General features: G+C 54.2%; 20 protein-coding genes. 11 read left to right on the top strand and 9 right to left on the bottom strand.

Annotated features, from left to right (window positions below; translation table 11 throughout):
- Nucleotides 1-5 precede the first annotated feature (5 nt).
- Nucleotides 6-608, bottom strand: a complete 603-nt coding sequence (locus QY332_13970; GenBank protein ID WKZ34723.1) for a hypothetical protein — start codon at nucleotides 606-608, stop codon at nucleotides 6-8.
- A 313-nt stretch (nucleotides 609-921) separates the two neighbouring features.
- Between QY332_13970 and QY332_13975 the strand changes: the two genes are divergently transcribed.
- Nucleotides 922-1,869, top strand: coding sequence for an IS110 family transposase (locus QY332_13975; protein ID WKZ34724.1), 948 nt, complete (start codon nucleotides 922-924; stop codon nucleotides 1,867-1,869).
- A gap of 97 nt (nucleotides 1,870-1,966) precedes the next feature.
- Here the strand turns inward: QY332_13975 and QY332_13980 are convergent, their stop codons facing one another.
- The 6 genes from QY332_13980 to QY332_14005 all read right to left on the bottom strand — a co-directional run bounded on the left by QY332_13980 (nucleotide 1,967) and on the right by QY332_14005 (nucleotide 7,680).
- Nucleotides 1,967-2,743, bottom strand: a complete 777-nt coding sequence (locus QY332_13980; GenBank protein WKZ34725.1) for a hypothetical protein — start codon at nucleotides 2,741-2,743, stop codon at nucleotides 1,967-1,969.
- 77 nt (nucleotides 2,744-2,820) lie between these two features.
- A protein-coding gene (locus QY332_13985; protein ID WKZ34726.1) for an IS5 family transposase occupies nucleotides 2,821-3,638 on the bottom strand; the annotation gives its coding sequence in 2 pieces (ribosomal slippage) (nucleotides 2,821-3,257 and nucleotides 3,257-3,638; 819 coding nt in all).
- A 415-nt stretch (nucleotides 3,639-4,053) separates the two neighbouring features.
- Nucleotides 4,054-5,169 (bottom strand): IS91 family transposase, encoded by a 1,116-nt coding sequence (locus QY332_13990; protein ID WKZ34727.1) that lies wholly within the window; start codon nucleotides 5,167-5,169, stop codon nucleotides 4,054-4,056.
- A complete protein-coding gene (locus QY332_13995; GenBank protein WKZ34728.1) occupies nucleotides 5,160-6,008 on the bottom strand; it encodes a site-specific integrase in 849 nt (282 codons plus the stop codon). Before QY332_13995 ends, QY332_13990 begins: the two co-directional genes overlap by 10 nt.
- Nucleotides 6,009-6,181: 173 nt before the next feature.
- Nucleotides 6,182-6,589 carry a hypothetical protein gene (locus tag QY332_14000; protein ID WKZ34729.1) on the bottom strand — a complete coding sequence of 136 codons (408 nt, stop codon included), beginning with the start codon at nucleotides 6,587-6,589 and terminating at the stop codon, nucleotides 6,182-6,184.
- Between the two features lie 143 nt (nucleotides 6,590-6,732).
- Nucleotides 6,733-7,680, bottom strand: coding sequence for a phytoene/squalene synthase family protein (locus QY332_14005; protein ID WKZ34730.1), 948 nt, complete (start codon nucleotides 7,678-7,680; stop codon nucleotides 6,733-6,735).
- Between the two features lie 241 nt (nucleotides 7,681-7,921).
- Here QY332_14005 and crtI point away from each other — a divergent pair, with 241 nt between their 5' ends.
- From crtI to QY332_14055, 10 genes are read left to right on the top strand one after another with little or no spacing between them, the layout of a single operon-like run.
- A complete protein-coding gene (gene crtI, locus QY332_14010) occupies nucleotides 7,922-9,448 on the top strand; it encodes a phytoene desaturase family protein (protein ID WKZ34731.1) in 1,527 nt (508 codons plus the stop codon).
- Nucleotides 9,449-9,458: 10 nt separating this feature from the next.
- Nucleotides 9,459-10,775 (top strand): MerR family transcriptional regulator, encoded by a 1,317-nt coding sequence (locus QY332_14015; protein WKZ34732.1) that lies wholly within the window; start codon nucleotides 9,459-9,461, stop codon nucleotides 10,773-10,775.
- A gap of 11 nt (nucleotides 10,776-10,786) precedes the next feature.
- Nucleotides 10,787-11,629, top strand: coding sequence for a DegV family protein (locus QY332_14020; protein ID WKZ34733.1), 843 nt, complete (start codon nucleotides 10,787-10,789; stop codon nucleotides 11,627-11,629).
- Complete coding sequence (locus QY332_14025) at nucleotides 11,626-12,504, top strand: DUF1295 domain-containing protein (protein ID WKZ34734.1); 879 nt, start codon at nucleotides 11,626-11,628, stop codon at nucleotides 12,502-12,504. The genes QY332_14020 and QY332_14025 overlap by 4 nt, the downstream gene beginning before the upstream one ends.
- A gap of 9 nt (nucleotides 12,505-12,513) precedes the next feature.
- Nucleotides 12,514-12,840 carry a hypothetical protein gene (locus QY332_14030; GenBank protein ID WKZ34735.1) on the top strand — a complete coding sequence of 109 codons (327 nt, stop codon included), beginning with the start codon at nucleotides 12,514-12,516 and terminating at the stop codon, nucleotides 12,838-12,840.
- Nucleotides 12,833-13,507 (top strand): DUF3159 domain-containing protein, encoded by a 675-nt coding sequence (locus tag QY332_14035; GenBank protein WKZ34736.1) that lies wholly within the window; start codon nucleotides 12,833-12,835, stop codon nucleotides 13,505-13,507. Before QY332_14030 ends, QY332_14035 begins: the two co-directional genes overlap by 8 nt.
- A complete protein-coding gene (locus tag QY332_14040) occupies nucleotides 13,508-14,869 on the top strand; it encodes a deoxyribodipyrimidine photo-lyase (protein ID WKZ34737.1) in 1,362 nt (453 codons plus the stop codon).
- A complete protein-coding gene (locus QY332_14045; protein WKZ34738.1) occupies nucleotides 14,866-15,831 on the top strand; it encodes an alpha/beta hydrolase in 966 nt (321 codons plus the stop codon). The genes QY332_14040 and QY332_14045 overlap by 4 nt, the downstream gene beginning before the upstream one ends.
- Complete coding sequence (locus QY332_14050) at nucleotides 15,828-17,078, top strand: cytochrome P450 (protein WKZ34739.1); 1,251 nt, start codon at nucleotides 15,828-15,830, stop codon at nucleotides 17,076-17,078. The genes QY332_14045 and QY332_14050 overlap by 4 nt, the downstream gene beginning before the upstream one ends.
- A 21-nt stretch (nucleotides 17,079-17,099) precedes the next feature.
- The gene (locus tag QY332_14055) at nucleotides 17,100-17,894 is read left to right on the top strand and encodes a lycopene cyclase domain-containing protein (GenBank protein ID WKZ34740.1); all 795 of its coding nucleotides are present in this window, start codon (nucleotides 17,100-17,102) and stop codon (nucleotides 17,892-17,894) included.
- A gap of 140 nt (nucleotides 17,895-18,034) precedes the next feature.
- Here the strand turns inward: QY332_14055 and QY332_14060 are convergent, their stop codons facing one another.
- The gene (locus QY332_14060) at nucleotides 18,035-18,967 is read right to left on the bottom strand and encodes a glycosyltransferase family 2 protein (GenBank protein WKZ34741.1); all 933 of its coding nucleotides are present in this window, start codon (nucleotides 18,965-18,967) and stop codon (nucleotides 18,035-18,037) included.
- Between the two features lie 13 nt (nucleotides 18,968-18,980).
- On the bottom strand, nucleotides 18,981-20,249 hold the full coding sequence (gene thrC, locus QY332_14065; protein ID WKZ34742.1) for a threonine synthase: 1,269 nt from the start codon (nucleotides 20,247-20,249) through the stop codon (nucleotides 18,981-18,983).
- Between the last annotated feature and the right edge of the window lies 1 nt (nucleotide 20,250).

Here is a 20,250-nt window from a genome sequence, read left to right on the forward strand (position 1 = left end):
AACTTCTAGTTGCCAACAACCTGTCCGACGACTGGACCTCCAACCGTGTTTCCGCCGTCATCATCGCCACCATCATCTTGTCCGCCGTTGTTATGATTTTGTGAAGGCGGATTGTATTCGGGTTTTTCAAATGTAAATGGTTCAGTAGAACAAATAATTTTACCGTTGGCGTTGAAAGCAGTAACTTTCCACTGATATGCGCCGCCCATGCTAAAGGCTTCGATATACTGGTCTCTGCTTGTATTATTTGTCTCAAAAAATACTGATTGACTCGACGGCAAGATAATCTCCAATTTGTAAGTGATTGCACCTTGCATGGCTTCCCATGAGAAAGTTGTTTTGCCAACATTGAGCAGTTTCGCGCCGTTTTCAGGGGATAACAAACGGAAACAGGGAACTTCTGATGGCGTAGGCGTTTGGGTTGGAGTAGATGTCGGGGTCTTTGTTTCTGAGGGTAAAGGCGTATTTGTTTTAGAAGGCGTTGCCGTGAGAGTTGCAATTGTATTTATTGCAGGCTTGAAAACTCGTTTGCACGCTGTAAGAAAACCTGCTCCAATTCCAAGCAAAGTTATTTTGAGAAAATCACGGCGGGAAACTTTGTCTTTCATTTTTTCTTTTGACTATCTTTCACGCGAAGCGGGCTAACGGTTTGCGTTACCCGCGTGTGGGCGGGCGTGGATTCGCTTTGAGATGTAAAAAAAGCCCGAAGCCAGAAAAATGCTCATAAATCGCGCAGACTCCCACACGTCGGGTAGTATCATGAAAAGCGGACATGGCAGATCGATGTCGGGTAGGTCGTAGCAGACCGTCGTGCAGCAGGATCGCCATGTCCGTTTCGCCAGTAGAGCCCGAACAGTTGCAAGGTCATAAAGACCGAATACTAGCGTGGGCTCAACTCCATTATACAAAACGGAGGCAGGAATGACAACTAGTAGCGGAAAGTTCGTAGGGATCGCCGTTGCCAAAGAGAAGTTAGACATTGCCGTGTTGGGGGAAACGAAAGCAAGCCAGGTCACAAACGATGAAAAAGGGATCGCCAGCCTGATCAAGAAAATGCAAACGCTAGGACCAGAACTGATCGTGGTGGAAGCGACGGGCGGCTACCAACGAGCCGTGGTCTTGGGATTGTATGAGGCAGGATTGCCCGTGGCAGTGGTCAACCCATCGCGGGTGAGACAATACGCGCGAGCCTGCGGGCTGCTTGCCAAGACCGACAAATTGGACGCCTTCAACCTGGCAGAGTTCGGGAAACAGGTGAGACCGAGGTGGTTTGAGGCCAAAAGTGAGGCAGGACGCTATGTATCCGCCCTTTTGGTGAGGCGCAGACAGGTGGAAGAGATGCTGAAGGCGGAAAAAAGCCGTGTACGGACGGTGCATGCGGATATGCGCGGCTCGTTGGAGCGGATGATCAAGGTCTTGAAGGAAGAGATCAAGCGCTTGGAAGGGGAGTTGGACAGGTTCATGAAAGAACATGAAGACTGGCAACAACAGGAGCAGATCCTGTGCAGTGCCAAGGGTGTGGGACGGGTAACCGCGGCCACCCTGCTGGCGGAACTGCCTGAGTTGGGAAAACTGGACCGCAAGAAGATCGCGGCTTTAGTGGGCTTGGCACCGATGAACTCGGATAGCGGGAAGAAACGCGGCTATCGGAAGACGAAGGGAGGCAGGATCGAAGTGCGCAGTGTGTTGTACATGTCGACCTTGGTGGCGACGAGGTACAACCCGATGGTCAAAGCACAGTATCAGGAATTATTGAGACGGGGCAAGGTCAAGAAGGTAGCGCTGACAGCCTGTATGCGAAAGTTCTTAACCATCCTGAACGCGATGATGCGAGATCGCGTCCCATTCAGGCAGACGGTGACAGCCTGAGACGGACTGGTTTTTCCCTTTAAAGTGGTTTTTGCTCTTGACAATCAAGACAGTTGCTGCACGCTTTGTTCGGCGGCGTTCTTCTCCATGTTTCGTATTAATCAAACCAGAAGTATTTCCAATGCGGATGTATTGTGTCATGAACTGCATACCAACCTTGACTTCTTTTTAACTCATTTGGTGCAAGTAAAAGAAACCAAGAAGTATGACTGAACATTTGATGTTCATCGAGTGGATTATACACAACCCATTCCCGTGTGCCGATGTTGTCAAAGAACAATCTTGGCTGTTCAAAAAAAAGATTATAGGCGTTGTCACTTGGGGTGTAATGGAATTTTTCAACACCTACTACATTGGGGTAGTAATCTTTCCACATAGCAAGAAGAGAAGATGGATAATTCCCGTATTGAGCATGGTAATCTTCAATGTCTCTGATGTATTCTCCACTATTTGCTATCGCATAATCTCTGCTGTGATTGGTTATCGAAGTGCCGAAAAAAAGTTGGAATAAGACTGCCGCGATGGGCACGAACACAAAATAGATTGGTGCAAGACAAAAGTTGTCGTACTCAACATCTTTTATAGATTTTAGGTTGGGTAGAAGCCTTGAAAAAATAAATACCCAAACGATAACAGAAATGATTGCTAACGAGAAACCAACTGTTGCAAATGCCACAAGAGAAACTGCAATTGCAATTATTGAAAATAAAATGGTGGAAACATAGGCGAAGTAGTATCTTTTTGGATTTACTGCAAGATTTTGCTTTCTTTGGGCTTGTTTTCGCAACTCATAAATTAGCCACAAAATACCAATTGGAACAAGTAATAATAATCCGATTGCAACGCCAACTTGCGCCGTAATTGAAAGAGGCATGGCTAAGCTATCATATTGTCCAGGAAAGAATGGATAGAAGACACAGAGCAAAATAAATATTAGACCTCTTGCAAAAGTCAAATTGAGTTGAGTTCAAGGTTGTAAATAGCAGCAATCAGGTTGAAGCGCAAAGCAAATCTCTTTCTACGATTGCGATACCTCTCGCTCAAAATGCGAAACACTTTCAACTTACGGAATATATGCTCAATCACAATCCGTTTCCGTGCCAAGCTTCGATTGCTCTGTTTCTCTCGTTTCGTCAGAGCATGGTATTTGGATTTCTTGAAGGGTGTTTGACTGTTCTGATGAAACTCCATCAATCCTTGATAGCCCGCATCTGCCAGAATACGCAGATGTTCAGAGAACTCACAGGCATCGTCTTTGAACAGTTGGAAGTCGTGTTTGCTTCCATGACTAAAGGCGGTGGTTATGATTTGGGTACTTTTTCGATCAGCCATCACCTGCGCTTTTTGGGTGTGACGCTTCTTTTTGCCACTGTAATGCCGTTTTTGGCTTTTTTTGGACGTTCCACTGGCTGTTCGCTGACATCAACCAGCACTACCTCGAACACCGTGTCACTGGCTTGGAGTGCCTTTTTGCCAGGCAAACGAAACTTTTTTGAACGGACTAAGGCCTCCTCTACCTTGCGAATGGTGCGGCAAACGGTTGCTTCACTGACACCATAGGATTGCGCAATATGAAATTCTGTGCGATATTCTCGCCAGTACATCAAGGTCATCAACAACTGATCGGCTCGGCTCAGTTTTGGCGGTCTCCCGAAGTCTCGCAGCCCTTTCTCAATGACTGTGAGCATCTGCTCGAAGGTTTCGCGCTGGACGCCAGTTAGCCGTTTGAAGTCACTACCTTTGAGATGTGCGATTGTCTTATAGTTCATGTGCCTATTATGGCACACTTATGCAAGAGGTCTATTGTAATTCCAGCCATTCGGACAAGATGTGAAATCATTTCAATATTTCCTATGTGCCTTCGTTAGCCGCCGAACGAATTAAGGATTGATGCGGCGGGAGTCAGGAAGGCTGGAGGAAAGGGACAAATCACCGCCGCATCTGTCCGAGTTGGACTAAGCCGTATTTGGAAAAAGAAGCCAGAAAGATCTGGCAAAAAATCTTGGAAACCCAACGCTCACCCATCAAGGAACGATCTGCAGAGTATTTTACATGAAAATCAAAGCCTTGTGCAACAAACCCGGAATGGGAAAGCAGACGAAATGTTTCCCAAGGAAACGTCAAACGGACAGTTGGATAAGCCACAACTGTCTGAGATGAAGAGCGGGAAGCGACCCGGGGATTCTAGGGAGAGCGGCACTGTAGGGGAGATAGATTTCTCTGGAAGGTCATCGCCTGCCCACAAGTTGGACAAAGAATCTTGGAAGGGGTTTCCGGAGCGGATGGAGAAGAGACAGCCTGGTGTTCGGCTGAGTCATGCACCTGACTGCCGAGGCGGATCTGTAAGGCGGCCAACTTGCGACGGACCGAAGCGCCAAAGAAACCGAAATAGCGCACCTTGACAAAGGCATGCGGGAGAACATGCTGAAGGAAACGCTGGAAGAACTGCTCAACCGAAAGCGTACACCTTTTGAGTTGACCGGTATCGGAAGCACGATATTGAAAGGTGACCTGAGAACTTTCCATGGAGCCGCCGTTGTTAAAAGCCAGCAAACGGCGATTGCTGATGGCAACCCGATGGATATAGGGAGCCAGATACTTGAGAGCGGCTTGGCCATCGCCAACCGGTTTGCAATGCACGACCCAATCCTGCGTCCAGACATTGGAAGGGACATTGTCAAAGAGTTTCAATTTCTGCAGGCCCCGTTTGAAGGCAGCCCGAAACAATTTGGAGAGAGCCCGCACAGGCAGGAAGAAGCGTTGGCGTGCAGGCAGCCAGGTCTTCCCATCCGCATGTAAGCCACCCGCGGGAGCGAGATAGTGCACATGTGGATGAAAGATCAAATTGCGGGTCCAGGTGTGCAAGACGCCCACCAAACCGATTTGACCGCCGATATAACGCGGGTCACGAGCAAGTTTCTGTGTTACTTCAGCCGAGGACTGAAAGAGCAGGGAGTAAAGTGCTTTCTGGTGAGCCCGCACTAGGGAGCGTAACTCAGCAGGCAGGGTGAAAGTCAGGAAGAAATATGGTGCATTCAGGAGCAAACCCTGTTGCACCCGCAGCCAATTCTGAGTTTGCTCATGCTGACATTTGGGACAATGTCGGTTGCGGCAGGAATGATAACTGTATTGAAACTCCTGACAGGTGGGACAGCCATACACCTGTCCGCCCAGGCGCTCGGTGCGACAATGCTCGATCGCCCTCATGGCCTGACGATGAGAGGGGAGGAGTTTGTCAGCATATTTTTTTCGGTAGTCCGCGCCGTACTCTCGAAAGAGGTCAGCCAGTTCTAGCCCCATAGATCTGCATGGATCTGATTGATGCGCTGGTTGATCTGGGTTTCGGTCACAGACGTGAGATGGGTGTAAATGGCGGTTGTTGCCGGAGATGCGTGACCGAGATAGGTCTGGATGATCCGCAGATCGACGCCAGCTTCCAACAGATGCGTGGCATACGAATGGCGCAAGGTATGGACAGAGGCAGCTTTGTGTACGCCGCTCTCACGAAGCGCTACTCGAAACGCTTTCTGGACTGCGCTTTCATTAATAGCCTCCAGTCCATTTCGAGAAGGAAACACCCAGGCGGGATGGCGATGTGAGAGCCAATGATGACGTAACAGCATCAAGGTATGGTCAGGCAGGGGTACATAGCGGTCTTTTCCACCTTTTCCCTGAACCACATGGATCATCTTGCGGTCGCTGTCGATATCTTTCACGCGCAAGCGGGTCCCTTCCAGCAAGCGCAGTCCGCAGGCATAAATGGTATGCAGGCAAACTCGATACTGAAAGCGATGCACGCAATCTAATACCCGCTTCACCTCCTCAGCACTAAAAACAACTGGGAGCTTCTTTTTTCTGTCCGGGCGGACGAGTTGCAGGGTATGCCATTCTTTTCCCAGCGTGTGTTCATAGAAAAACTTGATCCCGCATAATGCAATGGAGAAAGTGCTGTCTGCCACCTGTTTCTCATTCTTCAAGTACAGGAAGTATTCTCGAAGTTCCTCCTCGGCCATGCTGTCGGGTGACTTTTTGAAATGTCTGCTCAGTTGGAGCACTGCGTTTACATATGCCTCCTGTGTCCGAACAGCCAACCCCTTCAATTGCATATCTTCGATCATCTTTTGTCTTAACGCACTCATCGCTATATCTCCTTTTTGAATTTGATTTCAAAAAAGAAATATAGCCTGATTGTATTTTGCTATCCAGATTGATGATCTAGGGGAATCTGCGCGAAGCGCTTAGTTCAACTACTGTATGGGACGTCGTTTCACCGTCTAAATACTTTTGTACGTGTCTCATTCTAATGCCTATCTTAATTTGGGACTTTAGACAGTGATGGGTTAAAATAGTATAAATACCCACCCAATTTTAACACACCCAACGGATAAATCGCAATTGAAAAGCCCCCTTTTACAACTGCGCCGCGCCGTCCGCGCCGAATATCGCGAAACATCCCCCTGCAAAACGTGCCCGGCCGAGTTTGTTGGCTTAATCTCGAAATTAAGCCAACAAACTTTGATTTTAAGCCAACAAACTTTGGTTTTAAGCCAACAAACTTTGGTTTTAAGCCAACAAACTTTGATATTAAACCAATAAACTTTGGTTTTAAACCGATTAACTTCCGAATTAAACCAATTAACTTTTGCACTGGGAAATTCCCCAAAAACCACAGGCCGGCATCTCCCCCCGCCCAAAAAGCGGCTGAAAAAACCGCTTTCACAACCGAGCCGCATAATCCTCAAGAAACATCCCCGCCGGGGCTGCCCCCTGCAAAACGCGCCCGCCGGAATTAAGCGGCTCAATCCCTATGACTATCCGCAATGGCGCGCGCCTGCCTGCCCCCCCGCGCGGCAGGCGCTTCCCCTATAACGAACGGATTCTCAGCCACAAACGCGGGATGCGGCTCAGCTTGCCCCATGCCGAAAGCCCGGCGCGGCGGGTGAAGACGTTGTAATCGTGCTTTTCGATATCGTCCACGATCCCCTGATAGAACACCGAGGCCGCGCCGATGGCCAGCTGCCCCTCGCGCTCGAGCATCTTTACCCCCGCCCACGACTCCTCATATAACCGGCGCGTGCGCCCGATCTGGAACTTCATGAACTGCCGCCAGTTGTCCGTGATGCGGCCGGCAGCGATGTCCTCCTCGCGGATGCCGTGGGCCAGCAGTTCCTCGCGCGGCAGGTACAGGCGTCCGTTGCGGTAGTCCTCGCCCACATCGCGCAGGATGTTGGTCATTTGCAGCGCAACGCCGAGCTTGATCGCGTACGGCACAGCCTCCTGACTCTTGAAGCCGACGATGTACATGCTCATCAAGCCGACCGTGGAAGCCACGCCGTAACAATAGGTGGCCAGGTCCTCGAAGGTCTGGTAGCGGGATTGGCAGAGATCGCGCGCCACGCCGTCGATCAGCTGCAGGGCATAGTGGCGCGGGATATGATAGCGGGCCAGGGTGTCTGCCCATGCGGCGGAAACCGGGTCATCGGTGGAGGCGGAGGCGGTCTGCACGATATTCCGCCAGTAGTCCAGCTCGAAGTCGCGGTCCTTCTTCAGTTCCACCTCATCCACAATATCGTCCACCGTGCGGCAAAAGGCGTACAGCGCGCGCACGGCCGAACGCTTTTCCTCCGGCAGCAGCCCGGAGGCGGCGAAAAACGACTTGCTGTGGCGGGCGGTGATGATCTCGGCCTGTTTATACGCCCTGTGCAGGGCGGCATCGCCCGCCCAATACGAGAAAAAAGGCCGCGGGGACGGATGGGGAATGTGCCCGGCCAGGGCAATTAATTGGTTTTCCCAGTTCGCATGTGCCTGCATGGTATCTTCTCCTGCATGTGGTCTCGCCAAAGGGGATATGCAATCCCTGCTTTCGACTGTGGAAATTTTACAGGAATTATCTTATTTGTCAAGGTTTTGCAAAGATGGATTAGGTATAAACCTTGACAAATTATCGACATTGCGTACAATTGGGTTATTCATCATTTGAGTCAGGGAACTGCCTGCCCGCAGGGACATGCTCCCGTCCGGCAAACCGGCCGACTCGACATCAAGGAGAAACATGAAACAAACTGCTCTTGTCATTGGCGCGGGGATCGGCGGGATTGCCACAGCCGCCCGCCTCGCAAGGAATGGATATGACGTAACCGTGCTGGAAAAGGAAGCCGCCCCCGGCGGACGCGCCAGCCAGATCATTCGCGACGGGCACCGCTTCGACATTGGTCCGACCCTGTTCCTCATGCCCGAGGTCTGGGAGGAAACCTTCGCCGCGCTCGGCGAAAAAATGAGCGACCATCTCGACCTGCGCCGCATCGACCCGACCTACAAGGTGCACTTCGACGACGGCCTGCAATTGGAACTGACCTCCGACATCGGCAGGATGCAAACCCAGCTGGAGGCGGTGGAAAAGACCGCCTTCACAGGCTTTCTCGATTACATCGCCGAGGGTGGCAAACATTACAAAATGTCGCTCGAGAAATTCGTGGGCAGGAACTTCTACAACATCTTCGAGTACTTCAGCTTGAAGAACCTGCCCCTCATCTTCCAGCTCAAGGCGCTGGACAAGCACTACCGCAACACAGGGCGCTTCTTCAAGGACGAAAGACTCAAAGCCGCCTTCACCTTCCAGAACATGTATTTGGGATTGAGTCCCTACGATGCGCCGGCCACCTACTCCCTGCTCCAATACACGGAACTTGCCGAAGGCGTGTGGTATCCCATGGGCGGGATGTACGCCGGCATTCAGGCGCTGGTCAAGGTCGCTGAAAAACTGGGCGTCAAGTTCATCTACAACGCGCCTGTCAAACGCATCGAAACGGACGGGAACAAGGTGCTCGGCGTCATTCTCGAGGACGGCCGCGCCTTTTCATCCGATATCTTCGTCGGCAATGCCGACCTGCCCTATATCTACAAGGAACTTTTGCCGGATGCAAGCGAGGCGAAGAGCCTCGATGAAAAGCTCTACACCTGCTCCACCATCATGTTCTATTGGGGCGTGGACCGCGAGTATCCGCAGATCGCGCATCACAACGTCTTCCTCGGCGGCGACTATAAAGCCTCCTTCGACCAGATCTTCAACGAGCACACCCTGCCCGAGCAGCCTTCGTTCTACGTCCATGCGCCCAAGCGCACAGACCCCGCCGCCGGCCCGCAGGGGCAGGACACGCTGTATGTCCTCGTCCCGGTCGGTCACCTCGACGCGCGCAGCGAACAGGATTGGGACGCGCTCGTCGACCGCGCCCGTGAAACCGTCTTCGACCGCCTCGCCAGGGAAATGAACAGTACCGACCTCAAAGAACATATAAAGTTCGAGATCGTCTACCAGCCGAAGGTATGGAAGGAGCGTTTCAACCTCGAAAAAGGCGCGGCCTTCGGTCTGAGCCATAACTTCTGGCAGGTCGGCTATCTGCGGCCGCACAACCGTCACAGGAAGTACAAGAACCTCTATTTCGCAGGCGCATCCACACATCCCGGCACAGGCCTGCCCATCGTCCTGCTTTCCGCGCGGCTCACAACCGGGCGAATATTGAAGGAAGCAGGTACAATTGCTGTGCAAAAGGTAGTCAAACCTACCCTACATCCCGCTTAAGGAAAAAATAATGTACAGCAAAACCCCTGCCTTCAACTTAAAAGCGGTCCTGCTTGAAACCGGACTCGCCGCCGACACGTTACGCGCCTGGGAACGCCGCTATGGACTTCCCGCGCCGCAGCGCACCTCGGGCGGCCACCGGCTGTATTCGCAGCACGACATCGAAATGATCAAATGGCTGATCGCGCGTCAGGCGGAGGGACTCTCGATCTCACGCGCGGTGGACCTGTGGAATGAACAGACCGCTTCCGGCACGGACCCGCTGCTGGGCGGGTATGCAACTTCCACATTGACCGCCGCCCAGGCGACACTCGCCAGCCTCCCGCCGGACACAAATCTGGATGTCATTCGCAGGCAATGGATCGCCGCCTGCATAAACTTCAACGAATCGAACGCCGAACAGGCCTTGAACAAGGCATTTTCCATGTTCCCGGTCGAGGCTGTCTGCACCGAGGTGCTGCAAAAAGGCATGGCCGAGATCGGCGATCTTTGGTACGAAAACCGGGCCTCCGTACAGCAGGAGCACTTTGCGTCAAGTCTGGCCATGCGCCGCCTCGACGCCCTGCTCAGCGCGTCCCCCGCCCCATCCCGCCCGCAGACGGTGCTGGTGGGCTGTCCGCCGGATGAATGGCATACCTTCACACCCCTGCTGCTTTCGCTCTTCCTGCGCCGCCGCGGGATGAACGTCATCTATCTCGGCGCGAATGTGCCTGTGGAGCGCTTTGAGGAGACTGTTTCGAAGGTAAAAGCAAACCTCGTCATCCTCGCCGCCCAGACGCTCACCAGCGCCGCCAGCCTGCAGCTGACCGCCCTCTCGCTTTCAGGCTTGCGAGTCCCCGTCGCCTTTGGCGGGCGCATCTTCTTCCTGCGGAAGAGCCTGGCGGATCACATTCCCGGCCATTACCTCGGCGATAGCGTGGATTCATCCATTGACGAAGTGGAGAAAATGCTGAAAGGCAGGTTGAAGGAAAAACAACTCAAGCCCGCCTCACAATCCTGCCTGGCCGCATTGCAGGCTTTCACGTCGCGGCGCACCTCCATCGAAAACACGATCAAGGAACTTGTCCAGCCGCTTTCCATCAGTCCCGACGGGTTGAATACGGGCATTCACTTCCTCGGTAACAATATCGCCGCCGCCCTGCAGCTCGGCGACATGGAACATGTCACCGGCGAGGTGGAATGGTTGAAGGTCCTGATGCAATTTCACGAAAGGCCCCCGCAGGAATTGAACGACTTCATGCAGAACTACTCCCGCGCAGTGGACCTGCACATCAACGGCCAGGGCGACCCGATCAAAACCTGGCTGGATTCACAGGCAAATAGATAAGGAAGGAAAACATGATTCGAATTGTCACCGACAGCACCTGTGACCTGCCGCAAGAGACCGTACACCAGCTTGCGATCACGGTCATCCCCCTGCACATCAACCAGGGTGGGAAAACCTGGCTGGACGGCGTCGACCTCTCGCGTGAGGAGTTTTATTCGCAATTGCCAGCCTACAATCCCCCGCCGGCAACCGCCGCGCCGGGACCGGATGTATTTACGCAGGTATATGAAAGGCTGGCAAATGAAGGCGCCCTGCAAATCATTTCCATTCACATCTCAGAGACATTGAGCGCCACGATCAATTCGGCGCGCATCGCTGCGGAACAATTCACCCGCATCCCCGTCACGGTGCTGGATTCGAGTCAGCTCAGCCTCGGCACGGGGTTCATCGTCGAAAAAGCCGCCCAACTCGCACAGCTTGGCAAAAAGGTCGAGGAGATCATGGCCGGCTTGCAGGAAGTCATGAAGCGCACCTACGTGTTCGCATCGCTCAAGACCCTGGAATACCTGCGCCGCAGCGGGCGGATGAATTTTGCCATCGCCAGGTTCGGCGAGCTGCTTCAGATCAAACCCCTGCTGCACATGAACATGGGCAGGGCCACCGCGCACCGCACGCGCACGCAAAAACGCGCCGCGGCACGCCTGATGGAATGGCTGGGCGAATATGCCCCCTACGAAAAACTGGCCATCCTGCATGCCGGGGTTCAGGAGGAAGCCCAGGCGTTATTCGAACAGGTCCGCTCCTTCCTCCCGCAGGGGGAAATTCTTATTGTGCAAATCACTCCCGTACTGGGTGCCCATCTCGGCATCGGTGCATTGGGATTTGCCTGCATCACAAAGGAAAATAAACCATGAAAAAAACAGACCTCACTTCGCTCGTCATATTTCCAATTTTGATCCTGATCGGCTATCTGGTCGCGCTGGCGGGGAGTCAGGGTGGCGCCACGCTCGGCGGCGTTCCTGTATTTGCTCTCGCGGTCGGGCTGGCTTTTGTAATCCAGTGGCTGGTCTTCATCCCGTCCTATTTGTTTCAGACCGAAAAATTCTTCGACCTGACCGGAGGCATCACCTACATTTCCGTTATCGGTGTCGCGGTCTGTTACAGCAGGTACGGCACCGATCTCGATGCAAGGTCAATTCTGCTCGCGGCCCTGGTGATCATCTGGGCGATCCGCCTCGGGACGTTCCTCTTCAGCCGCATTCAAAAAGCCGGCAAGGATGATCGCTTCGACGAACTCAAACCGTCCTTCATCCGCTTCCTGAACGTCTGGACGGTCCAGGGATTGTGGGTGACCTTCACAGCCGCCGCCGCGCTGGTCGCCATCACCACAACCTACCGAAAAGAGTTGGATTTGTTCGCCCTCTTCGGTTTTCTCGTGTGGGCGTTCGGCTTTGCCATCGAAGTCATCGCCGATGCACAAAAAAGCCGCTTCAGCGCCAACCCTGCCAACAAAGGCAGGTTCATTCAAACGGGGTTATGGTCCCGCTCCCGCCACCCCAACTATTTCGGCGAGATCGTCCTGTGGATCGGCGTTGCCATCATCGCCCTGCCCGTTTTGCAGGGCTGGCAGTGGGTTGCCCTGATCTCCCCTGTCTTTGTCACCCTGCTGCTTACCCGCGTCAGCGGTATTCCCCTGCTTGCGAAAAAAGCGGACCAGAAATGGGGCGGGCTGGAAGAGTACGAAGCGTACAAAAAACGGACGCCCGTATTAATTCCCCGATTGTGGTGAGGCGCTGAGATGAAACTTGCAAAGACCATTTCCCTGCTGGGCGTGCTGGCCATGACCGCCGCCATCCTCTATGGGTTCATCGTCGGCGATTTCGCCGGCGAAGGCAGCCAGCTGGCGTCCATGCCGTGGGGCATTGTCTCGCTCGTGGACCTGTACACCGGCTTCATCCTGTTCTCGTGCTGGATCTTCTACCGCGAAAAGTCCCTGCCCGCAGCCATCGCGTGGACGATTGCGATGATGGTCTTGGGATTCTTCACCGGCGCGCTGTATGCCTTCCTTGCACTGAGGTCAAGCAACGGCGACTGGCGTACGTTCTGGCTGGGGAAACATGCCTGAGAAAGCCCGCGAACTGCTGGAGGAATTCCACAGTGTGACCGGCAAGGTCGGCTTGCTGGATACCATCATTCCGCCCGTCCTGTTCCTGCTGTTGAACGGACTGGCGGGCTTCGAAACTGCGATGGCCGGCTCGCTCGGGCTGGCATTCGTGATTGCCATCGTGCGTTTGAGACGCAGGCAATCCCTGGCGTATGCGCTGGCTGGCATGGGCAGTGTCGGGTTGGCAATTGCGCTGGCGTACCTGCTCGGGCGTTCCGAAGGCTACTTCCTGCCCGCCATCGTCAACGGCGGTTTGACCGTTGCGCTGGCGCTGGTCAGCATCATCATCCGCAAGCCGATGGTGGCATGGACGAGTTATCTCGCCCGCCGCTGGCCCCTCGACTGGTACTGGCATTCAAGGGTGCGCCCCGCCTACACCGAAGTCACCGTGGTCTGGGTGCTCTTCTTCGCCCTGCGCCTGTTCTGGCAGGTGACGCTCTTTCAGGGCAACGACATCAGCCAGCTTGCGCTCGTCAATGCGCTCATGGGCTGGCCTGCCATCGTGCTTCTGCTCATCTTCAGTTATTTGTATGGAACCTGGCGTCTTGCCCGCTTGGGCGGTCCCAGCGTGGACGAGTTTCGGGAAAACCGGCCAGCCCCATGGCAAAGTCAGAGGCGCGGGTTTTAAATGACCTCCATCTGGTGGATTCGCCGCGACTTAAGACTGACGGACAACCTCGCGCTTCATTCCGCGCTGACCCATGGTTCGGTTATCCCGGTCTTCATCCTCGACCCGGCATTTTCCACCCAATCCCCCCGCCGCAGGGACTTCCTGTACGCGGGGCTTCACGCACTCGATCACGAACTGCGGAAACGCGGTTCCCATCTCGTCATCCGCACAGGCAAACCCGTGGATGTGCTGCGGCGGTTGTTCGACGAAGTCAAAGCAAATGCCGTCCACGCCGAAGAGGACTTCACGCCCTACGCCCGCAGGCGGGATGCGCTCATTGCAAAACTCCTGCCCCTCCAACTCGTCGGCGGACAGACGGTGCATCATCCCAAATCCATCCTGAAAAAGGATGGCAGGCCGTACACGGTCTATACGCCTTATTCCAAGGCATGGAAGGCGGCGCTCGGCGGAATCGAATTGATCCCCACGCCGGTGAAGATAAACACCCCGCAGGGATTCCCATCCGAGTCATTGCCAAAATTTGAAAGCAATAAACTCTTCCCTGCTGGCGAAGAAGAAGCATTGACCAGACTCGAAGAATTTCTGCACAAACGAATCCATGAGTACGCCGACAATCGCAACCGCATGGACCTGGACGGCACGTCCGCGCTCTCGCCCTATCTTCGTTTCGGCATGATCGGCTTGCGCCAAGCCGTCCACGCGGTAAAACTTTCCAACCTTCAACCCTTCCAACCTGCCAACCCAAAAGGCGCGGAAATCTGGCTCAATGAACTGATCTGGCGTGAGTTCTACATCCAAATCCTGTTTCACTTCCCGCACGTGAGCAGCGGCGCGTTCAATCCATCCCTGGCGAATATCCCCTGGCGAAACAATGAATCCGAATTCGCCGCATGGAAAAATGGTCTCACGGGTATGCCCATTGTGGATGCCGCCATGCGTCAACTAAAGGAAACGGGTTGGATGCACAACCGCGCACGCATGGTCGTTGCATCGTTTCTGGTCAAGGATCTGCTGATCGACTGGCGCTGGGGCGAGGCATGGTTCATGGTAAATCTGCTCGACGGCGACCTCGCCGCGAACAACGGCGGCTGGCAATGGACGGCCGGCACCGGCACCGATGCCGCGCCGTATTTCAGGATCTTCAATCCTGTGCTGCAAAGCGCAAAGTTTGACCCGCACGGGGAGTACATCCGCAAGTGGGTTCCTGAATTAGGCGGGTTGGGCATGGATGAAATTCACGCGCCCTGGGAATATGAAATCAAAGCCGCGGGATATCCTGAAAAACCGATCATAGACCGTGAAGTTGTCAAGGAAAGAACATTGATGGCGTATCGCCTTTCAAAGGAACAAGCAAGATGATAAGGAAGGTATTGCGCGCGATGGGAATCGCATTGGCGGTCATCCTCGCGCTGGTTTTGATTGGTCCGTTCCTCGTCCCTGTGCCGCCATTGGAAAACACCCTTCCAATGGAAGACCTCACAGACGCCGACAGCAGGTTCGTTGAGATCAACGGTGTTAACGTGCATTACAAGACATGGGGCAAAGGCGAACCGGCGTTTATTCTCCTGCATGGGTTCGGCGCAAGCCTGTTCTCGTGGCGCGAAGTGACTGAACCTCTCGCTGAAATTGGCACCGTCATCGCCTATGACCGCCCCGCATTCGGCCTGACCGAACGTCCGCTGGAGTGGGAAGGGGAAAGTCCCTACGGCCCGCAGGCTCAGGTTAACCTTGTCATTGGGCTGATGGATAAATTCAATATCGAAAAAGCCATCCTGGTCGGCAACTCTGCGGGCGGAACAGTTTCCATGCAGGTCGCCTTGCAATATCCGCAAAGAGTGTCGGCGTTAATTCTTGTCGATGCGGCCGTCTATGCGGGCGGGGGCGCGCCGTCATGGATCCGCCCCCTTTTGGGCGCGCCGCAATTCGATCACCTGGGTCCGCTTGTTTCCCGTCAACTTCAGGCGCAGGGAACCGAGTTCATCAGAACCGCCTGGCACGATCCATCGAGGATCACGCCCGATGTTTTTGAAGGCTATCAAAAACCGCTGCAGGCTGAAAACTGGGACCGGGCGCTTTGGGAGCTCACCCTCGCCAGTCAGGAAAGCGGCCTGGCCGATAGGTTAAACGAGATCACCCTGCCCGTACTGGTCATCACTGGCGACGATGACCGCATCGTCCCGACCGAACAATCGCTGCGGCTCGCAGGTGAATTGCCCAACGCCACGCTGGGCGTCATCCCGCAAAGCGGACATCTCCCGCATGAGGAAAACCCCCTGGAATTCATGCGGACCGTGGCCGGGTTTCTTTCCACACTGCAATGACAAAACCGCTTACCCCTGAAACCGGGCGCGCCGCATTGCGCGCCTTGCTAAAAGAAAAATCACCGCTGGGTCCATTGAAGGTAATGGCAAAACATGTCGGGCGTTTCTTTCAGATCCCCATCCCCGGCTTTCGCCCGTATGTTGTCTTCGGTCCCGAAGCCGTCCGTAAAGTTCTCGTCACCGAGCGGGACAAGGTCTTATGGCGCAACACAGACCCTGTTACAGATTTGCTGGACCGCGGCGTGCTGGTCGTGGACGGTGAAGAGCACGATAAATATCGCGCCCTGATGGAACCGCCGCTTCAGCCTGCGCGCCTGGCTGGGTACACCCAAATGATGATCGCCCAAACGGACAGGGTCACCTCCCAATGGCAGCATGGTGAGACGGTGGACATGCTGGTCGAAAGCCGCAAGATCGCCCTGCTGATCATCATGCAAACCCTGTTCAGCAGGGATATTTGGGATGACCTCCCGCGTCTCTGGAGCCCGATCGTCAAAGCCATCGAATACATCTCCCCCGGCGCCTGGATCATCTGGCGCAAGATCCCCCGTTTCGGCTTTCGCAAGCCGTTGAAAGTACTGGATGATTATTTGTTCGGAATCATTGCGGACAGAAGAAAGGAAGAAGGAAAAAACAACGATGTACTCCAGCACCTCATGGATGCAGGCCTGACCGACAAGGTCATCTGCGATCAAATGCTGACCATGATGATCGCGGGACATGACACCTCCACCGCCCTGCTGGCATGGGTCTTTGCACTATTGGGGCAGCATCCCGATACTCATGCACATGTCACCTTTGAAGTGGATTCCATGGAAAAATCCCCGCTGCTCGACCATGTCATCAAGGAGAGTCTGCGGCTTTATCCACCCATCCACATAGGCAACCGCCGCATTGCGGAAGAAATGGACTTCGATGGCAATAAAATCCCAAGGCATGAGCGGCTTTTTTATTCCATCTACCTCACCCATCGCGATCCCGAAATCTGGGAAAACGCGGATGCTTTTTGCCCCGAACGATTCTCTCTCGGACGCAAGACACCGCCCATGAGCTACATTCCATTTGGCGGCGGACCACGTGCGTGCATCGGCGCGGCATTTGGTCAGGCGGAGGCGCGGATTGTCATCTCGCGCCTTCTGAAAACTCACACATTCGAATTCACCGATCATCCAATTCATCCGCACATGGGCGCAACGCTTGAACCGCGCCCCGGCGTGATGATGAGGGTTGTAAAACGAAATAAATAAACCACCCGTTTGGAATCACAAATGACCTACTTCGGATTTCTCCTGCGCTTTCTCGTCATCCCCATCGTGATCCTTCTCGTTATCACCTGGCGGGACAATAAAAACAACAAACCCGCACCTGGCTTTCAAAACGGCCGGGCCGTCTGGATCGCGATACTTGTCCATGTCATCATCGCAGTGGTTTACACCACCCCCTGGGATAATTATCTCGTTGCAACAGGCGTGTGGTACTACAACCCGCACCTCGTCACAGGCATAGTCTTTGGCTACGTCCCTATCGAAGAGTATACGTTCTTTGTTTTGGAAACGCTGCTCTCAGGTCTATGGTGGTGGTTCCTGGCAAGAAGAATTGCCGAACCCGGGGGCCCTTTTCAGCCTTCAAAGTCTGGCCGGATGATCGCAGCCGGCATTTTGTTCCTTGCCTGGATTATTTTCACGGTGTTATTCTTCAGCGACAATAAATCCATCACCTACCTGTCGATCACTCTTTTCTGGGCGTTGCCGGCCATCTTCCCACAGCTGCTTTATGGCGCAGATATTCTCTGGCATTACCGCAGGCTTGTTTTTCCCGGCTTCCTCGTCCCCGGCGCATATCTCTCGTTGACGGACATCGTGGCACTTACCGATTCAACCTGGTCCATCGCAAAGGACCAGACCACGGGCATCCTTTTCTTTGGTATTCTGCCTCTCGAAGAAGTGGTCTTCTTTTTCATCACCAACATCCTCATCATTTTCGGGATGACACTTCTTCTGTCCAACATTGGCCAGCAAAGATTCAGGACGTGGAAGGATAATAACTACAAGGGGCTCCCATAATGCCCGATCCATTTGAAAGGCGGCACTATTTGAACATCGAAACCTTCCGCAAAAATGGGCAGGGTGTCAAAACTCCGCTATGGTTTGTGCTGGTTGAATTGAAATGGGAACCACGCCCAAAATGGATCGCCGCTTTCCAATCAGTCGCCTTCAGGCGCGTCGCTGACAATGTATAACGGTCTGCCTTTTGCTTCGTCATAGAGGCGGCCGATATATTCGCCAAGAACCCCAAGCGAAATCAACTGCACCCCGCCAAGGAACAGGACCGCGATCAAGGTGGTCGCCTGGCCAAAGAATGCCCCCGATCCCGTGATGCGCATATAAATTACAACGGGGATGGCAAGGATGGCGATCCCCGCCGAGACAAAGCCAAAGAAAGTTGCAACCTGCAGGGGAAAATAGGAAAAACTTGTGATGGCGTTCAGCGCAAGCCTGAACATCTTCCTGAACGGATATTTGGTCACACCCGCATAACGTGCAGCGCGCTTATAGGTGACGCCGATCTGCCTGAACCCAACCCAGGCGGACATACCTCGTGGAAAGCGGTGCCGTTCCTTCATCTGCTTGAGGACATCCACTACCTTGCGATCCATCAGACGGAAGTCACCGGTATCCACCGGGATTTTCACATCCGTAATGCGATAGATGAGGCGGTAGAACAGGGACGCCGTCCACAACTTGAACCACGATTCACCCTCACGCTCGCCGCGCACGGCGTACACAACCTCGTAGCCTTCCTTCCACTTCGCTGCAAGGTCAAGAATGGTTTCCGGCGGATCCTGCAGGTCTGCATCAATGATAATCACCGCATCGCCGCGCGCATAATCCCAGCCGGCGGTGATGGCAACCTGATGCCCGAAATTCCGCGCAAAGATGACGGGGCGCACATGCTTGTTTGCCCGCGCAAGTTCCCGGATCTTTTCCGTCGAACCGTCCGTGGAGCCGTCATCAACAAGAATGAGCTCCCAGGGTTCGCCTGATGATTCCATGACATCCGTTATGCGGCGGTACAACTCCGGAAGGTTTTCAATTTCGTTATAGATGGGGGCGATGATCGAGTATGTAATTTTCATGGACAATCGGTACTCATAATATTTTTTTGACCGCAGCCAGCGTGGGTTCGATGATCGGCGCAGGCTGGACAGCCTGCATCGCAGCACGGACGTCCTTGAGGCCGCTGCCGGTATTCATCAACAGGATCGGATCGTCGCTTCCGACCAGTCCCGAGCCTGCCGCCTTGACCAAACCGGCATACGCCGTCGCCCCGGCTGGTTCGGCAAAGACCCCCATCTTCCCCAGCTCCGCAATGGACTGGATGATCGCAGCATCAGTCACGGTGACGTACGTGCCTTCGGTCTGCACCGCCGCCCGCACGGCACGGACGCCGTCCCGCGGCAGATCCACCGAGATACTGTCTGCGATCGTCATTGCAGAGACGGGCGTGATGGTTTCTGTATTTGCATGGAAGGCGTTTGCAATCGCGGCGGAACCTTCGGCCTGTACGCCAATGATACGCGGCATGTTCGGAATCCATCCCAGCGCCATCAGGTCTTTAAATCCCTTGTGGATGCCGGAGATGATATTACCGTCACCCACGGAAACAAAAATTGCCAGCGGCGCATGGTCACCCAGGGCGCTGTCTTTTTTATGCCAGGCACGATGTGCCTCGATCCACCATTCCCAAATTTCAAAAGCGGCGGTCTTCTTGCCTTCCAAAGTAAATGGATTGTAGCCGGTGTTGCGGCAATACCAGCCGAACTCGTCCGCGGCTTTGACCGTCAGGTCAAAGGCATCGTCATACGTGCCATCCACAAGGATGACCTTCGCGCCAAAAACCAGCAGCTGCGCCACCTTTGCCTGCGGCGCGGACTTGGGCGCGAAGATAATGGCTTTTTGGCCCACTGCGGCGGCCATACCCGCCAGTGCTGCGCCCGCATTTCCTGTGGAAGCAGTCACAACAACTTCGGATTTCAATTCCTGGGCGCGGGCCACCACCACTGCGCTGGCCCGATCCTTAAAGGATGCCGTGGGGTTGCGCGACTCGTCCTTTAGCCAGAGATGTTTGAGGTGTAGTTTTTCAGCCAGGCGCGGCAGGGCAAATACCGGCGTCCAGCCCGCGGCGTGCAGGGGGGTTGAGTCTCCGCCCGGTTCAGCGACAGGTAAAAGCGGCAGATATCGCCAAAGCGAGGATTCCGTCCGTGAGGTAATATCCTCGGGCTGGAATTTCTTTCGGATGGAATCGTAATCAAGGACCACATCCAGGTTACCGCCGTCCCTGGGGCAGGTGTATGTGACCTGGCCCTGCAGGTACTCGGTTCCGCACAGAGAGCATTTATAGCCGGTGAAATTTTTCATA

Source organism: Anaerolineales bacterium, assembly GCA_030583885.1.
Classification (GTDB): Bacteria; Chloroflexota; Anaerolineae; order Anaerolineales; family Villigracilaceae; genus Villigracilis.

Coding starts and splice junctions, on each gene's coding strand:
- QY332_13970 (WKZ34723.1), bottom strand. CDS start 608: ATGAAAGACAAAGTTTCCCGCCGTGATTTTCTCAAAATAACTTTGCTT.
- QY332_13975 (WKZ34724.1), top strand. CDS start 922: ATGACAACTAGTAGCGGAAAGTTCGTAGGGATCGCCGTTGCCAAAGAG.
- QY332_13980 (WKZ34725.1), bottom strand. CDS start 2,743: ATGCCTCTTTCAATTACGGCGCAAGTTGGCGTTGCAATCGGATTATTA.
- QY332_13990 (WKZ34727.1), bottom strand. CDS start 5,169: ATGGGGCTAGAACTGGCTGACCTCTTTCGAGAGTACGGCGCGGACTAC.
- QY332_13995 (WKZ34728.1), bottom strand. CDS start 6,008: ATGAGTGCGTTAAGACAAAAGATGATCGAAGATATGCAATTGAAGGGG.
- QY332_14005 (WKZ34730.1), bottom strand. CDS start 7,680: ATGCAGGCACATGCGAACTGGGAAAACCAATTAATTGCCCTGGCCGGG.
- crtI (WKZ34731.1), top strand. CDS start 7,922: ATGAAACAAACTGCTCTTGTCATTGGCGCGGGGATCGGCGGGATTGCC.
- QY332_14015 (WKZ34732.1), top strand. CDS start 9,459: ATGTACAGCAAAACCCCTGCCTTCAACTTAAAAGCGGTCCTGCTTGAA.
- QY332_14020 (WKZ34733.1), top strand. CDS start 10,787: ATGATTCGAATTGTCACCGACAGCACCTGTGACCTGCCGCAAGAGACC.
- QY332_14025 (WKZ34734.1), top strand. CDS start 11,626: ATGAAAAAAACAGACCTCACTTCGCTCGTCATATTTCCAATTTTGATC.
- QY332_14030 (WKZ34735.1), top strand. CDS start 12,514: ATGAAACTTGCAAAGACCATTTCCCTGCTGGGCGTGCTGGCCATGACC.
- QY332_14035 (WKZ34736.1), top strand. CDS start 12,833: ATGCCTGAGAAAGCCCGCGAACTGCTGGAGGAATTCCACAGTGTGACC.
- QY332_14040 (WKZ34737.1), top strand. CDS start 13,508: ATGACCTCCATCTGGTGGATTCGCCGCGACTTAAGACTGACGGACAAC.
- QY332_14045 (WKZ34738.1), top strand. CDS start 14,866: ATGATAAGGAAGGTATTGCGCGCGATGGGAATCGCATTGGCGGTCATC.
- QY332_14050 (WKZ34739.1), top strand. CDS start 15,828: ATGACAAAACCGCTTACCCCTGAAACCGGGCGCGCCGCATTGCGCGCC.
- QY332_14055 (WKZ34740.1), top strand. CDS start 17,100: ATGACCTACTTCGGATTTCTCCTGCGCTTTCTCGTCATCCCCATCGTG.
- QY332_14060 (WKZ34741.1), bottom strand. CDS start 18,967: ATGAAAATTACATACTCGATCATCGCCCCCATCTATAACGAAATTGAA.
- thrC (WKZ34742.1), bottom strand. CDS start 20,249: ATGAAAAATTTCACCGGCTATAAATGCTCTCTGTGCGGAACCGAGTAC.